Origin of the sequence: Cellulosimicrobium sp. AB352, from assembly GCF_049538415.1 — a bacterium.
Taxonomy (GTDB): Bacteria; Actinomycetota; Actinomycetes; order Actinomycetales; family Cellulomonadaceae; genus Cellulosimicrobium; species Cellulosimicrobium funkei.
The window spans coordinates 170,190-192,902 of record NZ_JBMVFX010000007.1 but is presented as its reverse complement, the minus strand read 5'-3'; the positions used below and the strand labels follow the sequence as shown (position 1 = coordinate 192,902).

Here is a 22,713-nt window from a genome sequence, read left to right as displayed (position 1 = left end):
TCGACCAGGCGACCGGGTGAATTCCGTTCGACCGGTGCCGGGGCGCTCACCACGCCCACCTAGCATGTGCCCATGAGCACGCCCGATGGTTCTCCGGCACCCGGTTGGTACGACGACGGCAGCGGGACCGGTGTCCAGCGGTACTGGGACGGATCGTCGTGGACGCAGCACACGATCCCGGCCCCGCAGAACCAGCCTGCCGCTCCGGGAACCGGCTACGGCGCCCCCGGCGGCGACCCCTCGGCAGCAGCCTACGGAGCCGCCTACCCGGGCGCGACGACGGCCACCGCCCGCACGGTCCACCCCCTCGGGTGGGTGGCGCTGGCCGCCGCGGTCGTCGGGTTCGTCTTCGCCTGCATCCCCGGCGCGCTGATCATCGGCTGGGTCCTGCTCCCGATCGCCTTCATCCTGTCGATCATCGGGTTCTTCGTGCAGGGTAAGAAGTGGCCGGTCGTCACGGCGCTCGTCCTGTCCGTCGTCGGGACGATCGTCGGCTTCGTCGTCTTCTTCACCGTGGTCAGTGACTCCGTGGACGAGGCCTTCGGCGGCTCGGACGTCACCGTGACCACCCCGGACGCCGAGGACTCGGCGCCTGCCGAGGACGAGGGCGCGGCGGAGGGGACCGAGACGGACACGGAGCAGGAGGCGGCCTCCGAGCCGGGCAGCCGCGACAACCCGGTCCCGCTCGGCAGCGTCATCAGCGGCGACGACTTCGACGTGACCATCAACTCGGTGCAGCTCGACGCGACGGACGCGGTCATGGCACCCGACCTGTACAACGAGCCGGCCCCCGAGGGGTTCACCTACGCGCTGATCAACGCGACGATCACCTACACGGGCGCGGAGTCGAGCTTCGCCATGGCGGTGGGCATCGACTACGTCGCCAGCACCGGCGAGGTCCTGGCCGCGTACGACACCTTTGCGCTCCCGCCGGACCCGAGCCTCGGTATCGACGAGCTGTACACGGGCGGCACGACGACCGGGAACACGGTCATCGCGGTCCCGGCGGGAGACCCCGGCCTGATCCGTGTGACTCCGGGGTACTTCGCCGACGAGGTGTTCGTCGCCACCCAGTAGGGCTGTCCTACGCGGTCCGCAGCCAGTCGCGTGCCGCGGCGACGAGGAGCGCGACGCCCAGGTCGAGCGTCGGCTCGGGGACGGGCGCGAAGTACGGGGAGTGGTTCGGGGCGACGCCGTCGGGCAGGTTGCCCATGCCCGTCGCGGTGGACAGGTCGAACGCGGCGAACAGCGCGGGGTCGAACCCGCCGAGGTTCCAGTAGACGAGCGGCACGCCGGCGGCCGTGGCGAGGTCGCCGACGTCCTCGGAGCCGGGCAGCGGCGGCAGCGACACGACCGCGGCCCGCCCGCCCGCGGCCTCGATGCGGTCGTGCTGCTCGTCGAGCGTGCGAGCGAGGACGGCCCGGGTGCGCTCGGCGGCGGCGGGGTCGTTGACCATGAGGTCGAACGTCGAGACCTCCTCGTACTCCGGCGCCTGCGGCGCCCCGGACGCCGCGGCCTCGGCGTCGACGATGCGGTGGATCGCGTCGAGCACGCGACGGCGCACCTGCGGCGTGAAGGACCGGACGTTGACGAGCAGCTCCGCCGACCCCGGGATGATGTTGGCCTGCGTCCCGGCGCGCAGGGCCCCGACGGTCACGACCGCGGACTCCCGCGCCCCGACCTCCCGCGACACCACGCCCTGGAGCCGCATGACCGTCGCGGCCGCCATGACGACGGGGTCGACCGTCGACTCGGGGCTCGAGCCGTGACCACCCTTGCCGTGCAGGGTGACGCGGAACGAGTCGGTCGCGGCCATCGCCGGCCCGGCGGTGAGGTTGACGACGCCCACGGGCAGGGGCATGACGTGCTGCCCCAGGACGACGTCGGGCCGCCCGCCGGTCCGGTCGAACAGCCCGTCCGCGACCATCGCCCGCGCTCCCCCGCCGACCTCCTCGGCGGGCTGGAAGACGACGACGAGCGTGCCCGACCACGTGTCGCGGTGCGCGGCGAGCTCGGCCGCGGCGCCGAGCAGGCACGTCACGTGCACGTCGTGGCCGCACGCGTGCATGGTGCCGGACTCGTGGCCGTCGGGCGTGGTCGCGGTGTCCGTCGAGGCGTAGGGCAGGCCGGTGAGCTCGGTGACGGGGAGCCCGTCCATGTCGGCACGCAGCAGGACGCGCGGTCCGTCGCCGTTCGCGAGGACGCCCGCGACGCCGGTCCCGCCGATCCCCTCGTGCACGTCGTACCCCCAGCCGCGCAGCCGCTCGGCGACGATCCCGGCGGTCCGGTGCTCGGCGAACGCGAGCTCGGGGTGCCGGTGGAGGTCGGTGTAGACGTCGGTGAGCTCGGCGGTGGTCAGCGGGGTCGCGGTCATGCACGCATGATCCCGCGCCCGGCGACGGGCGGCGACCGCGCGTCAGCCCACGAAGAGGCAGAACGGGTGACCGGACGGGTCGGCGTAGACGCGCAGCGGCTCGTCCGGGTCGTCGGACCGGTCGAGCAGCAGCCGTGCCCCGAGCGCGAGGGCGCGGTCGTGCTGCCGGTCGAGCTCCGCGACGTCGGGCACGGTGCAGTCGAGGTGCAGCTGCTGAGGCACGCCGTCGTCGGGCCACGTCGAGGGCGGGAGCGTCCCGACCTGCTGGAACGCGAGCTGGACCCCGCCCGGTGCGGCGCGTAGCACGAGCCAGTCCGCGCCGTCGGGGTCGGGCTCGCCCGCGGCGGGCGGCTCGTCGCCCGCGCGGTACTCGAGCCCGAACAGGCCGCGGTAGAACTCCGCGAGCGCGCGGGCGTCGGTCGTGTCGAGCACGACCTGGGCGATCCGGGGGAACACGTCGGCCACGGTGACCACCTCCGCACGCCACCGTCGCGCCGCGCCCGCGCGCTCGCAAGCAGGTGCGGTCGCGGCACGCGAGGATGGGACCGGACGACGGCACACCACCCACCGGGAGACGACGTGACGGACCAGGACGGGCGCCTCGCGCGGCACGTCGCGGAGGCGGCGGACGCGTGGCTGCGCGACCCGCTCGACGCGGGGGTGTACCGGCGCCTCGTCGACGCGACGCTCGCCTGGCGGGCCGGCGGGGGCCGCGTGGTGCAGGGGCTCCCGGAGCCGGGTACCGTGCCCGGCGCCTCGCCAGGGGACGGGCCGACGGCGCCACCTCGCCCGGCCGTGGGCACCCCGGACGACGACGAGCGCTACCTGCGGCCCGACCGCGCCCCGCGGGCCGTGGGCAGCACGCTCGCCGACGTGGCGAGCCTGCTCCGGGCGCGCGCCGGCGCGGCGGACGCGGAGGGCACGGCGGACGTGGCGGACACGGCGGACGACGAGCGCCCCTGACAGCCGTCGGCCGCCGTCCGCCCTCGCCACGGCACGCGGCGACGCCGACGCGTCAGCCGGTGGCGCAGGTGGGCGTCGGCGGCTCGCCCGCGAGGCGCGCCTCGGTCCAGCGCACGAGGTCGGGGGCGAGCGGCGAGTCCGCCTGGACGAGGCTGACGTGGTCCCGCCCCTCGTACGTGCGGTAGTCGACCGGCTGCCCGGCCGCGCACCGCTCCCCCACGTACGCGTCCTGCGTGCTCGGGAGGACCAGCGGGTCCGACGCCCCCTGCGCGACGAGCAGCGGCGCCTCGACCGCCCCGGTCGGCACGTTCTCGGCGAGCCGCTCCCCCAGGGCGCCGTCCGTGGGGTCGGTCGTCCACAGCGGCTGGTCCATGGACAGCGCCTCGGCGACGGAGACGAGCGCGCCCGGCTCGGACAGGCAGCGGGACGCCATCTCGTGCACGACGAGGCGCGCCCCCGGGCGCACGGCCTCGATCGCGTCCGCGTCGGGGTAGGCCGCGTCGTACGCCGCCACGACGTACGACGCGAACACGCTCCCCCCGGGCACGTTCTCCAGGTGGGACACCATGGCCGTGAGGTCGCTCGCGGGAGCGAGCGCGGCGACGCCCGCGAGCGGCACGTCGGGGGCGTACACGGGCGCGACGGCGCCCGTCCACAGGGCGGCGTGCCCGCCCTGCGAGTGGCCCCACACGACGGTCTGCTCGCCGAGCGTCGCATCGTCGAGGGCGCGGGCCGCGCGCACCGCGTCGAGCACGGAGCGGGCCTCGCCCTGGCCGACGAGGTACGGGTGCGGTCCCGGCGTGCCGAGCCCGGCGTAGTCGGTCGCGACGAGGGCCCAGCCGCGCGCGAGCACGTCGTCGAGCAGGAAGAACGCGCCGGACTCGAACGGCTCGTCGAGCACCGACGGCGCGCACCCGCGCGCGAAGCCGGTGGTGCCGTGCGCCCACGCGACGACGGGCGGCGGCGCTCCGCCGTCCGTCCCGACGCCGTCGGGCACGACGACGAGGCCGCTCGCGACGGTGGGCTCCCCCTCGTCGAGCGTCGTCGTGTAGAGGATGCGCCAGGCCGTCGCCCCGTCCGGGATCTGCCGCGTGAACGGCTCGGCCCGCAGCAGGCTCCCGGGCGCGTCCGGGGGCGCGTCGGGCGCGTCGTAGAACGCGTCGGCGTGCGGCGCGGCGCGCTGCACGGCGACGCTCACGCCCGTGAGCCCCGCGGCCGCGACGAACGCGAGCACGGCCCCGACGAGCGCGGCCGGGCCGCGGCGCGCCGACCGGGACCGGCGCGACGGCGCGGCGACGGTTTCCGGCGGACGGCGCGCGGCGCGCGCACGGCGCAGCCCGGCGACGAGCAGCCGCACGCCGAGCAGCACGAGGCGCACCCCCAGCACCACGGCGACGACGAGCACGGTCACGTCCGGCCAGACGAGCGCGAGCGCGCCGAGCAGCACGGACGCCGCGCCCACCGCCACGCGGGCCCAGCGGTCCGTGCCGGACGACCGGACGCCGTCGACCACGTCGAGGACCCCGGCGACGACCAGGCCGACGCCCACGAGCAGCGCGACGACCCCGCTCGTCGGCGCGGGCCACACGAGCACGGCGACCGCGAGGGCGAGGAACAGCAGCCCGCGCACGACGCGCAGGGCGCGGGGGCCGCGCGCGTCCGGGGGCGCGCCGCCGTCGCCGACGAGCTCGGCGACGCCGAGGACGGCGAACGCCGCGACGACCGCGACGACGAGGACCGCGAGCGAGGCGAACGGCCGCAGCACGACGGCGGCGCCGAGCGCGGTCGCGGCGGCGCCGAGCACGACGGCGGCCCAGGGCGGCAGGCGGTCCCCGAGGTCGCGCAGCGCGCGGCGCGCCCGGGCGGTGGTTCGGCTCACGTCGCGACCGTAGCCACGCGTCCCGCAGGGCGCGCGCGGAGCGCGTGGCGCAGGCCGGGAGGGGTCGGCGGTCAGACCGCCTCGGGCGCCACCTGGCGCGCGAGCTCCTCGACGATGCGCACGTCGGCGTCGAGCCACGGCACGTCGAGCCAGCGCCCGGCGTCGAGCCAGGTCAGCTCGTCGTGCTCGACGAGCGGCTGGGGCTCTCCCGCGGTGACCCGCGCGAACCACAGGCGCATCACGTGGCGGTCGGTGATGATCCAGGCCCCGTGGTCGGGGCCCACGATCTCGTCACCGAGCTCCACGGCCACGCCGAGCTCCTCGCGGAGCTCGCGGTGCAGCGCCTCCGTCGGGGTCTCGCCGGGGTCGACCTTGCCCCCGGGGAACTCCCAGCGGCCCGCGAGGTGCGACGGACGGGACCGGCGCGCGCTGAGCAGGAGCCGCGGGGCGACGAGATCGTCGACGATCGCCGCGGCCACCACCAGTCTGCGCAGAGTCATACGCGGAGTGTCGCACGGCGTCGTGACGTGCGGGTGACGCGACCGCGACCGCGGCCTGCGAGGGCCGCGGGCCCGTTCGTCAGCGCAGGCCGGCCGCCCGGGCCCAGGCCACGGCCTCGGCACGGGTCGAGACGCCGAGCTTGCGGTAGAGGCTGCGGACCTGCGACTTGACCGTGTTGCGCGTGACGAAGAGCTTGGTGGCGATCTGCTCGAGCGTGACGTCCTCAGACAGGTTCGACAGGACGACCCGCTCCCGGCGGGTCAGCGGAGCGATCGGCGTGGCGATCCGCTCCGACGGGGCCGCCACGGGGCGGACCAGCTCGATGGTGCTCATGTTCTCCTCCAGATGCTCTCCGGTCACGTCATCCCCACGTGGCGAGTTCCGGTTGGTGCTACTTGAAGGGATGGGACGGGAGTCGTTTCATGACGCGACTTCTCGCGACGAGTTTCAGGACGTTCGTCCAGACCCGGACGAACCTGCCGCCGGAGCGGCGTCGGTGCAGGTCAGACGAGGTGCTGGTACGAGAGCAGCAGCAGCGCCACCGCGGTGTAGTCCTCGACGGAACCCGTCGAACGGGTCACGACGCTCACGCTCATCTGCTCGACCGTCGGGAGCATTCCCTGGGCGAGGTCCTCCTGCAGCGTGCGCTCGACGGTGTCGCTCAGCGCTGCCATGGCGGCGTCGATGCTCGCCTGCGGTCCCGACGTGAGGTAGGTCGGCGTCGGGACGCGGGGCCCGTGGCTCGCACGGGTCTCGCGTCGGGTCGGGCTGTCGGGCGACGTCACGGTGTCGATCATGGGAGTACCCCCCTGCCAGTCCGGGGGACCGTCCCCTCGGCACCCACCACCCTGGTGCGCGGTCCTCGGGGGAATCCCACGTCCGCCGCAGGAGAACCTCAAGATTTGCTCAAGACTCGGGGTTCGTGGCCTCCCGGGCGCCGTCGGTCAGGGCGCGCAGGCGCTGGAGACGTGCCGGCACCGCGGCGAGGTCGCCCCCGCGGAGCGCCGCCTCCAGCGCGCGCGCGGCCGCGGTCGTGTCGTCGTCGCCGAACGTCCCGGCGGACCCGGCGACGGCGTGGCACAGCGCCGCAGCCTCCAGGACGGCCTCGGCCGAGGGCTCCTCCGCGCCGTCCGCCCCGGGCCCCAGGAGGCGGGCGGCCTCCTCGACGCGGGCCGCGTTCCGGGCGCGCGCCCGCTGCCGCAGCACGACGAGCGCGGCGTCGAGCCGGTCCTCCGCACGGCCGTCGGGCCCGGCCGTCACGGCTCCCACCCGAGGAGCGCGCCCAGCCGGGCCGCGAGGTCGAGAGCGTCGAACGGCTTCGTGATGACGCCGGCCGCGCCCAGGCCGTCGAGGCGCGAGATCTCCCCCGCGCCGACCTTGGCGGTGAGGAAGACGACCGGCACGTCACGCAGCGCGGGGCGCGTCCGCAGGCGCGCGAGCACGGTGGGCCCGTCCACGACGGGCATCATCACGTCGAGCACGATCGCGTCGGGCCGCACGCGCTCGGCGAGCGCCGCGCCCTCGTCCCCGTCGGCGGCGACGTGCACTTCGTAGCCGCCCACCACGTCGAGCGCGAGCTCGACGACCTCGCGGATCGACGGGTCGTCGTCGATGACGACCACGCGCCGCCTGGTCTGCCCTTCCGCGTCCATCGTCCCGACGCTAGCCGAGAAGCCCGTGCCCGGCAGCGCGCGCCCACGAGCAGTCCCCTACGCTCGACGCATGGTGGGGCAGCGGGGACCGGCGGAGCGGACGCACGACCCCTTCGTCCTCTGGTGCTGGGTGGTCGGCGTCCTCCTCGTGCTCCTCGCCGCGGTCCTCGCGAGCCCCCTCGACGCCGAGACGCGACGCACGGTCTCGCAGGCCTCGATCGTGAGCGCCGGGGCGATCGCTGCGGCGAGCTGCGGGTGGCGCGCGGCACGCTCGACGGGCCGACGGCGTCGGGCGTGGAGCCTGCTCGCGCTCGGCGGCGTGGTCGGTCTCGTCGGCAATGTCTACGCGGGCCTGGTCGACAACCCGTCGACGGGCGACTACGCCTACATCGCCGCGCTGGTCCTCGGCATCGTCGGGCTCGCGTTCTTCCCCACCGTGCGCCCGCGCGGCAAGGAGATCGGGCGGATGCTGCTCGACAGCGTCGTCGTCGGCGGCTCGGTGCTGTACATCGCGCTCTACGCGGTGACGCTCCGCTCGGCCGAGGCCCCGCCGACCGGCACCACGGCCGTCACGGCGTACACGCTCCCGGTGGTGGACGCGCTGCTCGCGACCTTCGCCGTCCTCGTGATGACCCGCTCGACCGCCTCCGAGCGGGTGCCCCTCGTGCTCGTGGGCAGCGGGTTCGTGCTCTACGCCGTCGCCGACGTCGCGTTCGCCCTGCTCTCGGCCGACGGCACGTTCACGTTCGGCAGCCCGATCGACGTCGGGTGGGTCGGTGGGTACCTCATGATCGCGCTCGCCGCGCGGCACCGGGCGGCGAGCGGCAGCCCGGTGGCCGACGAGCGGGCGCAGGGGTCCGCGATCCTGGGCACGACCGTGACGTTCTGCCTGTTCCTCGCGGCCGCCCTGATCCGGGTCGTGCAGTCCTCGACAGGCTTCACGTGGGCCCCGAACGCGCTGTGGGTCGTCGTGCTGCTCGCCGTCGTCGCCCGGCAGATCCTCGTCGTCGCCGACAACGAGTCGCTGCTGCACGGCCTGGAGCGACGCGTCGAGGAGCGCACGTCCCAGCTCCGCGCGCTCGCCGGCGAGCGCGCACGGACGCTCGAGTCCGTGGCGGACGGCATCTACGGCGTCGACCCCGACGGCCGCGTCACCTTCGTCAACGCGGCGGCGTCCCGCACGCTCGGCGCGAGCCAGGACTCGCTCATCGGCCGGGACGCGCACGCGCTCTTCCACGCGCCGGACGCGGACGGCAACCCCTACCCCGCGGAGTCCTGCTACATCCGGGAGGCCGTGCGCGACGGCATCACCGCGGTCGCCGAGCAGGACGTCTACCTCCGCGAGGACGGCTCCGAGGTGGCCGTCGAGGTCACGGCGAGCCCGCTCAAGGACGACGGCCGCACGCTGGGCGCGGTCGTCGTGTTCCGCGACATCACGGACCGGCGGGAGGTCGAGCGGCTCAAGGACGAGTTCGTGTCCGTCGTGAGCCACGAGCTGCGCACGCCCCTCACCGCGATCCGCGGCGCGCTCGGCCTGCTCGACAGCGGGGCCCTGGGCACGCTCCCCGAGCGCTCGGCGCGCATGGTGCACGTCGCGCGGTCCAGCAGCGACCGCCTCAACCGGATCGTGGACGACATCCTCGACATCGAGCGCATGGACTCGGGCACGACGCCGCTCGAGCGGGCCGACCACCGCGTCGCCGACCTCGTCTCGACGGCCGCGGAGCCGGTCGGGCTGCTCGCGCGCGACGCCGGCGTCGAGATCGTGCAGGAGGACACCGACGAGGTCGTCGCCGTCGACGGGGACCGCGTCGTGCAGATGCTGACCAACCTGCTGAGCAACGCCGTGAAGTTCTCCCCGCCGGGCGGGACGGTCCGCGTGTCCGCGCGCTCCGCCGGGGAGATGGTCGAGCTCCGCGTCGAGGACGAGGGGCGCGGCATCCCGCCGGACAAGCTCGAGGCGGTGTTCCGGCGCTTCGAGCAGGTCGACGCGTCGGACTCGCGCGAGCGGGGCGGCAGCGGGCTCGGCCTGGCGATCTCGCAGAGCATCGTGGAGCGCCACGGGGGCCGCATCTGGGCCGAGAGCCGCGGCGAGGGCATGGGCGCGACCTTCCGCGCGACCCTCCCCCGGCCGGAGCCGGTCCTCGACCCGGCCGACGACGTGCCCGCGACCGCGCCCGGCGACCAGCGCCCCCGGGTCGTGGTGGTCGACGACGACGCGTACGTCGTGGACGTGCTGCGCGCGGTCCTGGAGTCGCGCGGGTACGACGTCGTCGGGGTGACCGACGGCACGCTCGCGTTCGCAGCCATCGAGGCGGCCCGGCCCGCCGCCGTCGTGCTCGACCTCGCGATGCCGGGGCGCGACGGGCAGGACGTGCTCGACCGGGTGCGCCGGAGCGCCGCGACGGCGAACGTGCCCGTCGTCATCGTCTCGGGCTCGCAGCCCTCGAAGGCCCAGGCGACGGCGTCGCTCGCCGACCGCTGGCTCGTCAAGCCGGTCGCGCCCGCGGAGCTCGAGCGCACGGTCAAGGAGGCCGTGAGCCTGCGCCCGCACCACGAGCACGTGCTCGTCGTCGAGGACGACCCGGAGGTCGGCGAGGTGGTCCGGGCCGTGCTGCAGGGCGCGGGCCTCGTCGTCACGCTGGCACGCAGCGTCCACGAGGCGCTGGAGGTGCTCGCGGGCGGCGACGACCCGGCGCTCGTCGTGCTCGACCTCACGCTGCCCGACGGCGCGGGGCGCGAGGTCGTCGACGCGCTCCGCCAGGACGGCCGCCTGAGCCGGGTCCCGCTCGTCATCTACAGCGGGGCCCGCCTGGACGCGCACGAGCGTGCGGACCTCAGGCTGGGAGATACCGTCTACCTGCGCAAGGGGAGCACCGCCCCCGAGAAGCTGCTGGAACCCGTGCTCGACCTCCTGGACACGGCCGCGGGCCGCTGGGGCACGGCGCACGACGACGGGGCAAGAGCCTCAGGGACGGAGATCACATGACCGCGGGACCCATCATCTACGTGAGCCACGGGACGGGCACGGGGAGGACCGAGCTCTCCGCGTTCGACGCGGCGCTCACGGACGCCGGCGTCGGCGACTTCAACCTCGTCCGGCTGAGCTCCGTCGTGCCGCCCGGGTCCCGCGTGGTCGAGGTGGACCGTCTCGAGGAGGGGTACGGCGGGCACGGCGACCTCCTCTACTGCGTGTACGCCGAGGCGCACGCCGTGATGCCCGGCCACGAGGCGTGGGCCGGCGTGGCGTGGTCGCTGCGCGACGACGACAGCGGTGCCGGTCTCTTCGTGGAGCACGAGGCGCCGTCGCACGAGCAGCTCGAGCTGGACCTCACGCTCAGCCTCGAGGACCTGGCCGCGACCCGCGGCAACCGGTTCCACCCGGCCGGTCGCCGGGTCGCCGGGGTGCGCTGCGAGTCGCTGCCCGTGTGCTCCGTCGTCGTCGCCGCGTACCGCCGCGAGGGCTGGGACGGGGAGACCCGGTGACGGCGCCGACGCGCGCCGGCGCGGGGCGCGCCGCGGTGACGTTCGAGCAGACCGTGGGCGGCGAGCTCGCCGACCGGTTCTGGGAGCTCTACCTCGAGGCGTTCGAGCCGCTGCGGACCCGTGCAGCCGCCCGGCACGTGCTGCACCGCGAGGAGTTCGACGAGGAGATGAGCGACCCGCGGGTGCTCAAGCTCCTCGCGCACGACGACGACGGCGCGGCCGTCGGGCTGACGACGCTCGCGACCGACCTCGCGGCCGTCCCGTGGGTGAGCCCGGAGTTCTTCGCGGCGCGCTACCCCGAGCACGCGGCGCGCGGCGCCGTCTGGTACATCGGCTTCACGCTCGCCCACCCGGGCCGTCGTGCGAGCCGGACGTTCATGGACATGATCGACGCGCTCGTCGCGCACCTCGCGGAGAACCGCGTCGTGTGCGCCTACGACGTGTCGCGGTTCAACGACGACTCGCTGCGGTTCGCGGACAACCTGCGCCGCCACCTCGAGCGGACGCAGGACGTCGAGGTCGAGACCGTCGACCAGCAGACGTACTACGCGACGACGTTCCGCTGACCGTTCCGCCGGCCGTTCCGCCGAACGTTCCGCCGACCCTGTGCCGGGGCGGTCCGCGCCGCCCCGGCCGGGTCGTCAGCTGCCGACGTGCGCCGCGTACTGGTCGGCGGTGAGCAGGTCGCCCGTGTCGACGACGTCGACCTTGAACAGCCAGCCGTCGGTGTACGGGTCCGAGTTCACGACGGCCGGGTCGTCGACCGCCGCCTGGTTCACCTCGACGATCGTGCCCGTCACGGGCGAGAAGAGCTCCGACACGGACTTGGTCGACTCGACCTCGCCGATGACGCTCCCGGCGGTCACCTCGGCGCCCACCTCGGGCAGCTCCAGGTAGACGATGTCGCCGAGGGCCTCGGCGGCCGTCGCGGTGATCCCGACGACGGCGGGCGTCGAGCCGTCGATCCACTCGTGCTCGGCCGTGTACTGCAGGTGCGCCGGGAACTGGGCCTCGGTCATGGGGTTCTCCTTCGGGACGACGGGGCGGTCAGGACTGCTGGGGACGACGGTAGAACGGGAGCGGCACGACGACCACGGGCTCGGCCCGGCCGCGCACGTCGACGGCAAGCTCGGTGCCCTCCGCCGACAGCTCGGGCGTGACGTACGCGAGGGCGATCGGGTGGCCGAGCGTCGGTGACGGCGCGCCGGACGTCACCGTGCCCACGCGACGCGCGGACTCCCCCACCGCTCCCCCGGCGTCGACGCCGTCGCCCGGCAGCACGACGGCGTAGCCCGCCCGCGCGGGCCGCCGCCCCAGGCCCCGGAGCCCGACGAGCACGCGCGCGGGCGGCGACTCCCGGCGCGCGGCGAGCGCGGCGCGGCCGACGAACTCGAGCGGCGCGCCGTCGGCGTCGACCTTGTCGAGCTTCACGACGCGCCCGAGCCCCGCCTCGTACGGCGTGGTCGTGGTGTCGAGCTCGTGCCCGTACAGCGGCATCCCCGCTTCCAGGCGCAGCGAGTCGCGCGCGGACAGGCCCGCCGGGACCAGGCCGAGCGGCGCCCCCGCGGTGAGCACCGTGCGCCACAGGACGGCGGCGCGGTCCGCGGGCACGAAGAGCTCGAACCCGTCCTCCCCCGTGTACCCGGTGCGGGCCACGAGCGCGTCGACCGGGCCGTCGTCGGTCCGCAGCACGAGCGGCGCGGCCGCGTAGTACCGGAGGTCCCGCACGGTCTCGGCGGCGACCGGGTCGGCCGGGTCCGTGAGGCCCGCGACGATCTCCTCCGCACGCGGGCCCTGGACCGCGACGAGCGCCGTGCCCGCGCCCTGGTCGGTGACCGTCGCGTCGAAGCCCGCGGCGCGCTCCACGAGCTCGCGCGCGACGAGGTCCGCGTTCCCCGCGTTCGCGACCACGAGGAATCGCTCGTCCGCGAGGCGGTACACCACCAGGTCGTCGAGGACCGCGCCGTCCTCCTGGCAGATCATCGTGTAGCGCGCCCGGCCCGGCGCGACCGCGGAGAGGTTCCCGACGAGCGCGTGGTCCAGCGCGGCCGCGGCCTGCGGTCCCGCGACCTCGATCTCGCCCATGTGGGAGAGGTCGAACAGGCCGGCCGCCTCGCGGACGGCGCGGTGCTCCGCGAGGTCGGACGTGTACCGCAGCGGCATGAGCCACCCGCCGAAGCTCGTGAGGTTCGCGCCGAGCGCGACGTGCTCGTCGTGCAGCGGGCTGCGGCGCTCCGCGCTCTCGGTCGTCCCGGTCTGCTGCTCGGTCATGCGAGGTCTCCCGTCACGTAGGACTCCAGGGGCGGGCACGAGCACACGAGGTTGCGGTCGCCCCGCGCACCGTCGATGCGGCGCACCGGCGGCCAGTACTTCCCGGCGCGCAGGCTCGCGACCGGGTAGGCCGCGAGCTCGCGCGAGTAGGGCTTGTCCCAGTCCTCCGCCACGAGCGCCGCCGCGGTGTGCGGCGCGCCGCGCAGCGGCGACTCCTCGACCGCCCAGCGGCCCGACGCGACCGCGTCGATCTCGCCGCGGATGGCAACGAGCGCGTCGACGAACCGGTCGAGCTCCGCGAGGTCCTCGCTCTCCGTCGGCTCCACCATGAGCGTGCCCGCCACGGGGAACGAGAGCGTCGGGGCGTGGAACCCGTAGTCCATGAGCCGCTTCGCCACGTCCTCCGCGGTCACGCCCGTCTCCGCGGTGATGGGGCGCAGGTCGAGGATGCACTCGTGCGCGACGAGGCCGTTCGGCCCGGTGTAGAGCACCGGGTAGTGGTCGGCGAGACGGCTCGCGACGTAGTTCGCGGTGAGCACCGCCGTCTTCGTCGCCTCCGTGAGCCCGTCCGGGCCCATGAGAGCGACGTACGCGTACGAGATCGGCAGGATCCCGGCCGAGCCGTACCGGGTCGCCGAGACGGGCGTCGCGGCGGACGCGCCCGGCGCGAGCGGGTCGCCCGGGAGGAACGGCACGAGGTGCTCGCCGACCGCGACCGGCCCGACCCCGGGCCCTCCCCCGCCGTGCGGGATGCAGAAGGTCTTGTGCAGGTTCAGGTGCGAGACGTCGCCGCCGAACTCCCCCGGTCGCGCGAGCCCGACGAGCGCGTTGAGGTTCGCGCCGTCGATGTACACCTGGCCACCTGCTTCGTGTACGAGGTCGCACACCTCGCGGACGTGCTCCTCGAAGACGCCGTGCGTCGAGGGGTAGGTGATCATGATCGCCGCGACCCGCGGCCCGTGGTCGGCCAGCTTGGCGCGGAGGTCGGCGAGGTCCACCTCGCCGCTCTCGGCGGTCCGCACGACCTCGACCTTCAGGCCCGCCAGCGCCGCCGACGCCGCGTTCGTGCCGTGCGCCGACGCGGGGATCAGGCACACGTCGCGCTCCACGTCACCGCGAGAGACGTGGTACTCGCGGATCGCCAGCAGGCCCGCGAACTCGCCCTGCGAGCCCGCGTTCGGCTGCACGGAGACGCCCGCGTACCCCGTGATCTCCGCCAGCGCCGACTCCAGGCCGCCGATCAGCTCCTCGTAGCCGCGCGCCTGGTCGGCGGGCACGAACGGGTGCAGATCGGCGAACCCCGGCCAGGAGATCGCCTCCATCTCGGCCGTCGCGTTGAGCTTCATCGTGCACGAGCCCAGCGGGATCATCGTCCGGTCCAGGGCGAGGTCCTTGTCCGCGAGACGGCGCAGGTAGCGCAGCATCGACGTCTCGGAGCGGTGCAGACGGAAGATCGGGTGCTGGAGGTACGGCGTCGTGCGGGTCGCCCAGTCCGGGAGGTCGTGGCCGGGCGCTGCGGCAGCGGCGCCGTCCTCGCTCTGCCCGGTCGCGGGGTCGACCCCGAACGCCCGCACGACCGTGGCGAGGATCGCCGACGTGGTGGTCTCGTCGCAGGCGATCTGTACATGATCTGCATCAGGGTTGTACAGGTTGACGCCGGCCGCTGCTGCGGCCTCGACGACGGCGGCGGCGCGGCCCGGGACCACGGCGCGGACGGTGTCGAAGAAGGTGGCGTGCTCGACCGTGACGCCGCCCGCGCGCAGGTGCTCGGCGAGGGTCGTGGCGTGGGCGTGGGTGCGCTCGGCGATCGCGCGGAGGCCGTCGGGGCCGTGGTAGACCGCGTACATCGAGGCGACGATCGCGAGGAGCGCCTGCGCCGTGCAGATGTTGCTCGTCGCCTTCTCGCGCCGGATGTGCTGCTCGCGCGTCTGGAGGGCGAGGCGGTAGGCGGTGTCGCCGTCGGCGTCGATCGAGACGCCCACGAGGCGGCCCGGCAGGGACCGCTCGAGGCCCTTGCGGACGGCCATGAACGCGGCGTGCGGGCCGCCGTAGAACAGCGGGACGCCGAACCGCTGGGCGGAGCCCACCGCCACGTCCGCGCCGAGCTCGCCGGGGGAGACCAGCAGCGTCAGGGCGAGCAGGTCGCTCGCCACCGTGACGAGCGCACCCGCGTCCTTGGCCTCCGCGACCACGGGCCGCCAGTCCACGACGCGACCCGACGCGCCCGACTGCTGGACGACGACGCCCACGAGGTGCGCGTCGTCGTCCACCTCGGCGGGGAACGCGCCCGCCGCGCGGGCGGCGGCGAGCCCGGCCTCCAGGCCGCCCGACAGGTCCGCGACCACCACGGGCAGGCCGACGGCCTGCGCGCGACCGAGCGTCACCGCGAGCGTCTGCGGGAAGAGGTCGGCGTCGAGCACCACGTAGCCGCTCTTCGCACGCGAGGCCCGCCACATGAGGGCGACCGCCTCCGCGACCGCGGTCGCCTCGTCGAGCAGCGACGCGTTCGCGACGTCGAGGCCCGTGAGGTCCTCGACGACCTGCTGGAAGTTCAGCAGCGCCTCCAGGCGGCCCTGCGAGATCTCGGGCTGGTACGGCGTGTACGCCGTGTACCAGGCGGGGGACTCGAGGACGTTGCGACGGATCACCGGGGGAGTGACGGTGCCGTAGTAGCCGAGCCCGATCATCTGCGTCTTGACGACGTTCTTCGCGGCGAGCGCGCGCAGGTGGTCGAGCACCTCCGTCTCGGTGCGCGCCGCCGGCAGGTCGAGCGGGCGCTCGGTGCGGATCGCCGCGGGCACGGCGGCGTCGACGAGCGCGTCGAGCGAGGCGTGGCCGAGCTGGTCGAGCATGACCTGCACCTCGCGGCCCCGCGGGCCGAGGTGGCGCGGCGCGAACGCGCCGGAGGCGGCGTCGAGCGGGGAGGTGCGGTCGAGGGACGGCTGGGTCACGGGGACCTCCGGGGGAGGGGACGACGGCGGGTCCCTCCCCGCTCTGTCATCGGACGCACGCGTCGACCTGAGAGTTTTGCCGGTCCGCCGTGCCACGAGGGCCGGGGCGCGCCGACTTGCACCGTCGGTGGGCCGCGCGCGACGCCTCGAGGGCGCCCCAGCACGGCCGCTTTCCAGAGTTGCCTCGCCTCGACGGTACGTGGGCCTGAGAGATTCCCGGGGAGGACTTGCTCCTTCGGCGCCGTCGCCGCGGTCCGGGGACCGGGGCGACGGACTCTCCCGTCGCGGTTCTGGCGGCCCGGCCGGCACCGCGCCCGAAGGACGGCACCGCCGGTCAAGCATGGAGTTGTGGCCTCATCGTAGCGGGCACACCGCCCTCGCTCCCGCGTACCCGGTGCCCCCGGCCCTGCGGACCCCAGGAGGCCGCCGTACATTCGGACGATGGGGGACACGCGCACGATCATCGTCACCGGGGCCGCAGGGCCGGCCGGGCGGGCGCTCGGGGCTCAGCTCGCGCGACGACCGGAGGTGCACGCCGTCGGGGTGGACCTGGCGCCACGTGCCGTCCCGGGGTTCGCGACCGTGGAGGCCGTCCCGGCGGCGGGAGACCCCGCCTACGACGGCGCGACCCTGGCGCTCGTGCGCCGGTACGGAGACGTCCTCGTCGTCCCGTCCGTCTCCGAGGAGCTGGCGCACCTCGCCGTCCTCGCCGGTGCCGCGGGCCTGACCCGCGACGTCGTGGTGTCGCCGCCCGGCCCGACGGCCGTCGCCGGCGACAAGCTCCTCACGATGCTCGCGCTCGACCGCCAGGGCGTCGGCGTCCCGCCGCACGCCGGGGCCGACGCCCTGCCCTCCGCGGCGGACGCGCTCGACTGGGCGGCGGGTCCGGTCGTCGTCAAGCCGCGTGTCGCGCGGGGCGGGCGTGGCGTCCACGTCGTGGAGACCGCGGACGACCCGGCATGGGCCGCTCTCGACGCGTCGTGGATCGTCCAGGGGTTCGCGCCGGGGCGGGAGTACTGCCCGCAGGTGTTCCGGTCGCCGTCGACCGGGGGGACGCAGGTCGTCGTCCTGGAGAAGACCGGCCGCAAGGAGGGACGCGTCGGCAACGCCACGACGGTGACGCGCCTCGAGGAGAGCGCGGCCGCGGACGTCGCCGCCGTGGCACGGGCCACGACCCTGGCGCTCGGGCTCGTCGGTCCTCTCGACATGGACGTCCGGCGGCTCGCGGACGGGACACCGGTCGTCCTGGAGGTCAACGCGCGCTTCGGGGCGGTGTCCGAGTCCGCACCGGAGCTGCTCGACGCCGTGCTCCGCGAGTGGCCGGTCTGAAGGCATGCCGGCCGCCCTGACCGGAGTCCTCACCGCGCTCGCGCTCGTGGTCGGATCGACGCTCCTCGTCGTGGGGCTCGTCCGCCTCGCCCTCGTGCCGTTCGCGCTCGCCTTCGAGCACCGCCACCGACGCGCGGCACCCGGCCCCGCCGGGCTCGGCCCGTCCTGGGCGGAGCCTCCTCTGGTCTCCGTCGTGGTCCCCGCCTTCGACGAGGCGGTCGTCATCGACAACTGCGTGCGGTCGCTCCTGCGCAGCGACTACCCGCGCTTCGAGATCCTGTGCGTCGACGACGGGTCCCGCGACGACACCTTCGACAGGATGCTCAGGCTGTCCGAGCGGCACGCGCGCGTGCACGCGGTGCGGCAGGAGAACGCCGGCAAGGGCGCCGCCCTCAACCGTGGCATCGCCCTCGCGCGGGGCGAGGTCGTCCTCCTGGTCGACGCCGACGGCGTCTTCCGGCCCGACACGATCACCCGGCTGCTGCGCGGGTTCCGCGACGCCCGCGTCGGCGCGGTGTGCGGGAACGACCGTCCGGTGAACCTCGATCGGGTGCTGACGCGGTTCCTCGCCCTCGTCAGCCACGTCGGCACCGGGCTCATGCGCCGCGCGCTCGACGTGCTCGGCTGCCTCCCCGTCGTGTCGGGGAACGTGGGCGCGTTCCGGCGCGAGGTGCTCGAACGCACGGGGCCCCTCCGGACGGACACCCTGGCAGAGGACCTCGAGCTCACCTGGCGGGTGCACGCCGCCGGCTACGGGGTGACGTTCGCGCCGGACGCCGTGGTCTACGCCGAGTCGCCCTCGACGGTCCGCGGCCTCTGGCGACAGCGGGTGCGGTGGGCGCGCGGCCTGCTCCAGGTGTCGGCGCTGCACCGGCGGATGATCGGCAACCTCCGGTACGGGCGCTTCGGGGCGTACCTGCTCTACAACACCGTGTCGCAGGTGGCGGGACCGTTCCTCCAGGTGCTCGCGTTCCTCGCCCTCTCCGTCCTCGTCGCCGTCGAGGGCACGGGCTGGCTGCCTCCGTCGTGGTGGGAGTGGGCGCTGTTCCTCGGGCTGCCCCTGTCCCTGGGGCTGCTGCTCCTCGCGGTCGTGCTCGACCACGCACCCGGCGATCTTCGATATCTGTGGACGGTCCCGCTGTGGCCCGTCTACTCCTCGCTCATGACACTGGTCATGCTGGAGGCGGCACGCCGGGAGACGACGGACGCGGAGGGACGATGGGACAAGCTCGAGAGGACCGGCACGGTGTCGGTGCGCGGGCTCGGCGCGGTCGACGACCCTGGGTCGCGCTGATCGTCGTGCCCCTCGTCGCCGTCGTCGTCGCGGCGGTGCTCCTCGCAAGCCCGTGGAAGGAGTCCCTGCCGCCCATGCGGTCCACGCCCCCGCCCGACGACGTACGGTCCGTCAGCATCGACTTCGGTGTGGTGACCGACCCGGGCACCGACTGGGGAGCGGTCGACCAGCACCTCGACTCCGCCGGGGCGAACGCCGTGGAGCTCAACGCCGGACGGGTGGAGTTCACCGCGTTCGACTGGGCCGCCTACCCGGAGGCCGCCGCCGAGCCGGGTACCGACCACCTCTCGACGGCGGCGCGCGCCCTGGCCCGGACCTCCGACGGCGCGCAGCGCGAGTTCGGCCTGATCGTGGACGCGTTCGTCCCGCGGTGGCTCGAGCAGGACCCCTCCCTCGCCGGCCGGAGCACGAGCGGTGAGACGGCGACCTACCAGGCCTCCGCGAGCGCTCTCGCGACCGGGCCCGTCGGTGACCGCCTGGTCGCCTACGTCGTCGCGCTGGGCGAGCGGTACGAGCCCGCGTACATCTCCGTGACCGAGCTCTTCCTCGACGGCTACACGTTCGGCGAGGACGATCTCGCGCTCTACCGCGAGATGACCGGCGCGGAGGACTGGCCGCGCGACGAGTCCGGCGCGGTCCAGGAGGACGCGCCGGAGCTGGGGTCCTGGCGGTCCGACGTGCTCGCCGGGCTCCTCGCGCGGATGCGGGCCGGCCTCGACGAGGTCGGGGACGGCGACGGCGCGTCGATCGCCCTCTCCATGGAGGTACGCGTGGACTGGGACGACCTCGCGCAGGGCGTCCCGTCCAGCGGCCACGACTACGGCGTCCTGCTGTCCGCCGTCGACCGGCTGACCGTCTGGGCCTACTTCCAGAACTCGGGACACGAGGCCGACAGCGTCGAGGCGCTCACCGCAGCGCTCGCTGCGGCGGGATACGACACGTCGCGCATCACGATCTCCGTCGGCCTCTGGGCGGGGCGCGGCCGCAACATCGAGCCGGAGACGATGGCGGAGGGCGTCTCCTTCGCCGCGACGAACGGGGTGCGCTCGGTCAACGTGACCCCGTACTCCCTCATGGGCGACGCGTACTGGACCGCGCTCGCGTCCGTGTGGCGCCCCGACGCGAGCGAAGAACCGGCCTAGGGCTCGTCCTGGTCCGGTGAGAGGTCGGGCAGGAGCACGTCCACCTCGGTCCCGACCCCCGGTTCGCTGGCGATGGACAGGCTCCCCCCGTGCGCGTCGACGATCGTCTGCACGAGCGACAGGCCGAGACCGACGCCCCGGACCCGCCGACGGACGGTCTCCCGGGTCCGGTAGAAGCGCTCGGTCAGGCGCGCGAGCTCATCCGCCGGGATGCCGGTGCCGTGGTCGACGACCCGGACGCGGACGCACCGGGCGGCATCCTGCGCGGGCTCGGCGGTGACGCTCACCCGCACCTGGCCGCCCCGCGTGCTGTGCTTCACGGCGTTCGTGAGCAGGTTCTCGACCACCTGGCCCAGCCGCTGCGCGTCGGAGAGCAGGCGGACCTCGGCGTCCCCGTCCTCGACGATCGCGACCCCGGCACGGGCCGCGACCGGTGCGGTGGACGCCACGGCCTCCCGGACCACCTCCACCACGTCCAGCTCCATCGGTACCAGGGCGAACGTCCCGGAGACCACCTGGGCGCTGGTGAGCAGGTCCTCCACCAGGGCCTGGAGCTGGTGCGCGTTGCGCTCCACGACCTGGAGATAGCGCTGCTGCTCGTCGTCCAGGCTCTCGGGCCGCATCCGGAGCAGGTCGACGTACCCGAGGATCGAGGCGAGCGGCGTGCGCAGCTCGTGGCTGACGAGGCCGATGAACGCGTCCTGCTCCTGCTCGTCCTCGTGGCGGCGCGTCACGTCGGTCGCCACGAACAGGTAGCCCGGCGGGAGCTCCGGCGCCGGCCCCGAGAGGGCGGGCCTGCGGGTCACGACCACCTCGAGCCGACGACTCGTACCGTCCGGCAGGGTGTGGTCGCGCTCGTGCACCTCGGTGCCGCCGTGCGCGGCGGCCCCGACGATCTCCGCGAGCGCCGACGGCGTGCCCCCCTCCTGGTCGCCCGCCTCGCCCGCCGCGGCCGATCCTCCGCCGAGGAGGCGGACGACGTCCGTCCCCACGAGCGTGCTCGCCGCCGTCCCGAGGAGACGTTCGGCGCCGGTGTTGGCGGAGACCACCGTGCCCGCGTCGTCGGTGGCCAGGAAGGCCTGCTCGGTAGCGGCGGCGAGGATGCTCGCGAGCGTGTCCCGCGAGTCGCGCAGACGTCGTGACGACGCGTCGAGGGCGTCGCGGGCGGCGGCCAGCTGGACGGCCTGGCCGCGCGCGAGCGTCACCATGCCGTGGATGCCGAGCGCGAGCGTCGCGAGGATCGAGAAGGTGACGACCGCGTGCAGGACGGGCTGGATCCGGCCGGTGTCCACGACGACCGGCACGAGGAGGACCAGACCCGCGCCCGCGAGCCCGACCGCGGGACCGGCCGAGCCCGGACGGAGCGCCAGGCTCGCGAGGGGGAGGACGAGGAGGATGTCGAGGGTCACCGCCTGGAGGCCCGCCCCGACGTCGAGCAGGCCGATCGCGAGCATCTGCGCGAGCGAGCAGGCGAAGCGCCATGAGACGGGCCACGTGTCCCACCGGCCGAGCGCGGCGACCACGAGGACGCCGACGGAGAGCACGACCGCCGCGACCAGCAGACCCGGACGGGCGGGCTCCACCATCCACCACAGCGAGGCCGCGGCGACCACCACGGAGAGCGTGATGGGCACCTGGCGCAGCGCGACGGCGTCCTCGTCCGCCCAGCCCAGGCGGAGGACCGGGTACCTCTCACCGAGCTCGGTCGGTCTGCTCACCGCCCGCCGGAGCCGTGCCCGGCGTCCGCCCCCTGCCCGTCGACCGCGGGAGCCGCCTGGACGACCTCCCCGCGGACGAGGGTCTCGCTGGCCCGGACCGTCTCCAACGGCTCGGCGTCGCGGGCGGGGCTGAACCTGGCCCAGTACCGCGCGGTCGCACGCACCACGTCGGGCTGCATGTACTCCCGGTGGCTCTGGGACGCGAAGGCGGCGAGCATGCTCAGCTTGGTGTCGACGAACCCGTCGACGTCGACGAAGCGGTTCGGCGCGAACTCGACGGTCGAGGACGGGCTCTGGAAGCACCAGAGCCCCGGGACCTCCCGCGCAGCGACCTGGACCGCCTCGTGCACGGCGCGGTGGTCCTGGTGGCGGTCGTGGATCCCGTGGGTGTAGATCCGCGTCGGGCGGACCTCCCGGACGACCTCCTCGATCGCGGTGATCATCCCCGCGGCGGGGTCCAGCCGCGTGTCGGGGAAGTCGAGGTGCACGAGGCGCGCACCGACGACCGCGGCCGCGGCGGCCGCCTCCGAGCGGCGGGCCGAGGTCTCGCCGCCGACCGCACCGCCGGAGAGGACGAGCGTCACGATCTCGTCCCCGGCGGCGGCGTGCGCGGCGAGCGTGGCACCCACCCCGATCTCGACGTCGTCCGGGTGCGCTCCGACGGCGAGCACCCGCTGCCGGGAGGAGGTGCGGGCCGCCCGGGTCCGCTGCGCGAGCTCGGTGGCGCGGCGGACGACCTCGGCGGCTGTCACCGGCTTGACGAGGAAGTCGTCCGCCGACTCGCGCAGCGCACCGATCGCGTGGTCCACGGTCGGGTACGCGGTGACGATCATGACGCGCACCGCCGGGTCGATCGCCCGGAGCTCGGGCAGGACCTCGAGCCCGGAACGGCCGGGCAGCTGGATGTCGCTGACGAGGACGTCGTACGACTGCCGTCGCAGCGCCTCGACGGCTCCCTCGGCGGTCTCGACCGTGTCGACGTGCATGCCGCCGTGACGCTCGAGCGCGATCCTCAGGAACTCGGCGGCGTCGAGGTCGTCCTCGATCACGAGCACCTGGTACTGGGATTCGGGCACGGTCCCCCCTGACTGCGGACTCGGTCCCATCGACGGTACGCGCCCCGGGACGACACCGCTCGTCACGGTCCCGGCGT

Annotated in this window: 21 protein-coding genes and 1 riboswitch; of the genes, 8 read left to right on the top strand and 13 right to left on the bottom strand. The window is 74.8% G+C overall.

The genetic code is table 11. The features are described from left to right. The first annotated feature begins 72 nt into the window (after positions 1-72). Positions 73-1,077: a DUF2510 domain-containing protein gene (locus ACPCUX_RS07520; protein ID WP_423388461.1), complete on the top strand. Its 1,005-nt coding sequence runs from the start codon at positions 73-75 to the stop codon at positions 1,075-1,077. Between the two features lie 7 nt (positions 1,078-1,084). On the opposite strand, the gene ACPCUX_RS07515 is transcribed toward ACPCUX_RS07520, so the two are convergent. Continuing rightward, complete coding sequence (locus ACPCUX_RS07515; RefSeq protein ID WP_137281397.1) at positions 1,085-2,374, bottom strand: amidohydrolase; 1,290 nt, start codon at positions 2,372-2,374, stop codon at positions 1,085-1,087. Positions 2,375-2,416: 42 nt separating this feature from the next. Next, complete coding sequence (locus tag ACPCUX_RS07510; protein ID WP_137281396.1) at positions 2,417-2,839, bottom strand: VOC family protein; 423 nt, start codon at positions 2,837-2,839, stop codon at positions 2,417-2,419. Between the two features lie 114 nt (positions 2,840-2,953). Here ACPCUX_RS07510 and ACPCUX_RS07505 point away from each other — a divergent pair, with 114 nt between their 5' ends. Next, on the top strand, positions 2,954-3,337 hold the full coding sequence (locus ACPCUX_RS07505; protein WP_137281395.1) for a hypothetical protein: 384 nt from the start codon (positions 2,954-2,956) through the stop codon (positions 3,335-3,337). Positions 3,338-3,389: 52 nt separating this feature from the next. On the opposite strand, the gene ACPCUX_RS07500 is transcribed toward ACPCUX_RS07505, so the two are convergent. The 6 genes from ACPCUX_RS07500 to ACPCUX_RS07475 form a co-directional block, all read right to left on the bottom strand. Then, positions 3,390-5,216 carry a lipase family protein gene (locus ACPCUX_RS07500; RefSeq protein WP_423388460.1) on the bottom strand — a complete coding sequence of 609 codons (1,827 nt, stop codon included), beginning with the start codon at positions 5,214-5,216 and terminating at the stop codon, positions 3,390-3,392. A 71-nt stretch (positions 5,217-5,287) separates the two neighbouring features. Then, complete coding sequence (locus tag ACPCUX_RS07495; RefSeq protein WP_085386939.1) at positions 5,288-5,716, bottom strand: (deoxy)nucleoside triphosphate pyrophosphohydrolase; 429 nt, start codon at positions 5,714-5,716, stop codon at positions 5,288-5,290. A 79-nt stretch (positions 5,717-5,795) separates the two neighbouring features. Next, positions 5,796-6,050 (bottom strand): helix-turn-helix domain-containing protein, encoded by a 255-nt coding sequence (locus ACPCUX_RS07490; protein ID WP_043653127.1) that lies wholly within the window; start codon positions 6,048-6,050, stop codon positions 5,796-5,798. A gap of 170 nt (positions 6,051-6,220) precedes the next feature. Next, positions 6,221-6,514 (bottom strand): hypothetical protein, encoded by a 294-nt coding sequence (locus ACPCUX_RS07485; RefSeq protein WP_043653125.1) that lies wholly within the window; start codon positions 6,512-6,514, stop codon positions 6,221-6,223. Between the two features lie 109 nt (positions 6,515-6,623). Further along, positions 6,624-6,977: an Hpt domain-containing protein gene (locus ACPCUX_RS07480; protein ID WP_167496879.1), complete on the bottom strand. Its 354-nt coding sequence runs from the start codon at positions 6,975-6,977 to the stop codon at positions 6,624-6,626. Beyond that, on the bottom strand, positions 6,974-7,369 hold the full coding sequence (locus ACPCUX_RS07475; protein ID WP_043653120.1) for a response regulator: 396 nt from the start codon (positions 7,367-7,369) through the stop codon (positions 6,974-6,976). Before ACPCUX_RS07475 ends, ACPCUX_RS07480 begins: the two co-directional genes overlap by 4 nt. 70 nt (positions 7,370-7,439) lie before the next feature. Between ACPCUX_RS07475 and ACPCUX_RS07470 the strand changes: the two genes are divergently transcribed. The 3 genes from ACPCUX_RS07470 to ACPCUX_RS07460 are packed head-to-tail and all read left to right on the top strand — an operon-like array spanning position 7,440 to position 11,421. Then, complete coding sequence (locus tag ACPCUX_RS07470) at positions 7,440-10,358, top strand: response regulator (RefSeq protein WP_186325292.1); 2,919 nt, start codon at positions 7,440-7,442, stop codon at positions 10,356-10,358. Then, the gene (locus ACPCUX_RS07465; RefSeq protein WP_043653117.1) at positions 10,355-10,855 is read left to right on the top strand and encodes a pyruvoyl-dependent arginine decarboxylase; all 501 of its coding nucleotides are present in this window, start codon (positions 10,355-10,357) and stop codon (positions 10,853-10,855) included. The genes ACPCUX_RS07470 and ACPCUX_RS07465 overlap by 4 nt, the downstream gene beginning before the upstream one ends. Further along, complete coding sequence (locus ACPCUX_RS07460) at positions 10,852-11,421, top strand: hypothetical protein (protein ID WP_051027849.1); 570 nt, start codon at positions 10,852-10,854, stop codon at positions 11,419-11,421. The genes ACPCUX_RS07465 and ACPCUX_RS07460 overlap by 4 nt, the downstream gene beginning before the upstream one ends. Positions 11,422-11,496: 75 nt before the next feature. On the opposite strand, the gene gcvH is transcribed toward ACPCUX_RS07460, so the two are convergent. Genes gcvH through gcvP form a run of 3 tightly spaced genes read right to left on the bottom strand, consistent with a single transcriptional unit; the run spans position 11,497 to position 15,978 of the window. Next, complete coding sequence (gene gcvH / locus ACPCUX_RS07455) at positions 11,497-11,874, bottom strand: glycine cleavage system protein GcvH (protein ID WP_021483687.1); 378 nt, start codon at positions 11,872-11,874, stop codon at positions 11,497-11,499. A gap of 28 nt (positions 11,875-11,902) precedes the next feature. Beyond that, positions 11,903-13,126: a glycine cleavage system aminomethyltransferase GcvT gene (gene gcvT, locus ACPCUX_RS07450; RefSeq protein WP_085386941.1), complete on the bottom strand. Its 1,224-nt coding sequence runs from the start codon at positions 13,124-13,126 to the stop codon at positions 11,903-11,905. Continuing rightward, a complete protein-coding gene (gene gcvP, locus ACPCUX_RS07445) occupies positions 13,123-15,978 on the bottom strand; it encodes an aminomethyl-transferring glycine dehydrogenase (RefSeq protein WP_423388463.1) in 2,856 nt (951 codons plus the stop codon). Before gcvP ends, gcvT begins: the two co-directional genes overlap by 4 nt. A 282-nt stretch (positions 15,979-16,260) precedes the next feature. Continuing rightward, positions 16,261-16,369, bottom strand: a riboswitch (glycine riboswitch). A 149-nt stretch (positions 16,370-16,518) separates the two neighbouring features. Here gcvP and ACPCUX_RS07440 point away from each other — a divergent pair. The 3 genes from ACPCUX_RS07440 to ACPCUX_RS07430 are packed head-to-tail and all read left to right on the top strand — an operon-like array spanning position 16,519 to position 19,842. Then, positions 16,519-17,406, top strand: coding sequence for an ATP-grasp domain-containing protein (locus ACPCUX_RS07440; RefSeq protein WP_423388459.1), 888 nt, complete (start codon positions 16,519-16,521; stop codon positions 17,404-17,406). Positions 17,407-17,410: 4 nt separating this feature from the next. Then, positions 17,411-18,700: a glycosyltransferase gene (locus ACPCUX_RS07435; protein WP_074804119.1), complete on the top strand. Its 1,290-nt coding sequence runs from the start codon at positions 17,411-17,413 to the stop codon at positions 18,698-18,700. A gap of 5 nt (positions 18,701-18,705) precedes the next feature. Continuing rightward, positions 18,706-19,842, top strand: coding sequence for a hypothetical protein (locus ACPCUX_RS07430; RefSeq protein WP_175009387.1), 1,137 nt, complete (start codon positions 18,706-18,708; stop codon positions 19,840-19,842). On the opposite strand, the gene ACPCUX_RS07425 is transcribed toward ACPCUX_RS07430, so the two are convergent. After that, positions 19,839-21,560: a sensor histidine kinase gene (locus ACPCUX_RS07425; RefSeq protein ID WP_074804115.1), complete on the bottom strand. Its 1,722-nt coding sequence runs from the start codon at positions 21,558-21,560 to the stop codon at positions 19,839-19,841. The genes ACPCUX_RS07430 and ACPCUX_RS07425 overlap by 4 nt on opposite strands. Next, on the bottom strand, positions 21,557-22,636 hold the full coding sequence (locus ACPCUX_RS07420; protein WP_074804112.1) for a PIG-L family deacetylase: 1,080 nt from the start codon (positions 22,634-22,636) through the stop codon (positions 21,557-21,559). Before ACPCUX_RS07420 ends, ACPCUX_RS07425 begins: the two co-directional genes overlap by 4 nt. Positions 22,637-22,713 lie beyond the last annotated feature (77 nt).